The organism is Endozoicomonas sp. SESOKO4 (assembly GCF_024606275.1).
On record NZ_JAHHPS010000149.1, the window covers coordinates 1 to 1,339 of the forward strand.

At 46.7% G+C, this 1,339-nt stretch carries 1 protein-coding gene; it reads left to right on the top strand.

Annotation, left to right across the window (positions count from 1 at the left end):
* Positions 1–138 precede the first annotated feature (138 nt).
* Positions 139–1,044 carry a TIGR01777 family oxidoreductase gene (locus KDK16_RS02860; RefSeq protein ID WP_257253418.1) on the top strand — a complete coding sequence of 302 codons (906 nt, stop codon included), beginning with the start codon at positions 139–141 and terminating at the stop codon, positions 1,042–1,044.
* The last annotated feature ends 295 nt before the right edge of the window (positions 1,045–1,339 follow it).

A 1,339-nucleotide genomic window follows, 5' to 3' on the forward strand; every position in this document is an offset into this window, starting at 1 on the left:
TCATTCATTCTGCAATAAAAATCATCAGTAAAAAATTGTTTCTGAAGCTCATGGCTGTTTAATATGGAATCATGGGATTTTATCCCGTGAGACTGAGGACGCTCCATTTCATTTCAAGGCTTATTCGGGACTTATGTCATGCAGATACTGATTACCGGGGGAACAGGGTTTATTGGCCGCCGACTGGTGGCCAGACTTTTATCAAAAGGGCATCGGCTGACCATTTTGAGCAGACAGGATGCCAGGGATGTACACCGCCTTCTGTCCACTGAAGTGAAGCCTGTAAAGTCCTTGTCGGCTGTGAAGCCCTCTGAAGCCTTCGATGCCATTGTCAATCTGGCCGGTGAAGGAGTGATGGATAAGCGTTGGACTCCCTCAAGAAAAAGACAGTTGCTCAATAGCCGGATCGCATTGACTTCAGAATTGGTTGACCTGACTGAGAGAATGGAAAACCGGCCAGACTGTCTGATCAGTGGCTCTGCTATTGGGTTTTATGGTGGTAGGGACGATGCTGCCCGTCTGGATGAGTCTTCCGGGGCTGGGGATGACTTTGCTGCAGGACTGTGTATACGCTGGGAGCAGGCTGCTGTGCGTGCAAAGGATTTGGGGCTGCGGGTTTGTCTGGTCAGAACCGGAGTAGTATTGCACCCTGAAGGCGGTGCGCTCCGGGAAATGATGCTTCCTTTCCGTCTGGGTATTGGTGGTCCGCTGGGTTCTGGCAAGCAGATGATGTCGTGGATTCACATGGAAGATATGGTGAATGCGCTGGAATTTTTGCTGGAGAATGACTCAGCTGAGGGCGCCTTTAATGCCACCGCTCCTGAAGCTGTCAGTAATAAAGACTTTGCCGTGACTCTGGCCGGCACTCTTAATCGTCCGGCCTTCCTGAAAATGCCAGCCATGGTTCTCAGGGGAATGTTGGGGGAGTCTTCTGAAATGGTATTGAAAGGCCAGAATATCTACCCACAGCGTCTCATGGCTGAAGGATTTTCATTCACTTATCCACAACTTAAACCAGCACTGACTCAGTTGATTGGGGCTTAGTATGAAAAAATAATTTAAAAATGCCGTTTAATTTATCGTTTTATAATAAAATCATCCTTTTTTCATTTTGGGGAAGGGTTGGGCGTCTCTCTCAGTGCTCTTTTTAGCCTCTTCCAAGGACTATGCCACAGCGTTGCAGAGAGTGAAGCTCTACAGATCAATACATCAATAAGTAGTGACAGCCATAAGCAGCAGGATATTTTTCTATTTCCTGATGACGGAAAAACGTTCAAAGTAACTGCCATGAGCTTCAGAAACAATTTTTTACTGATGATTTTTATTGCAGAATGAATGA

Bases quoted from the DNA above. Each gene is read 5' to 3' on its own strand.
- KDK16_RS02860 (WP_257253418.1), top strand. From the start codon at position 139: ATGCAGATACTGATTACCGGGGGAACAGGGTTTATTGGCCGCCGACTG.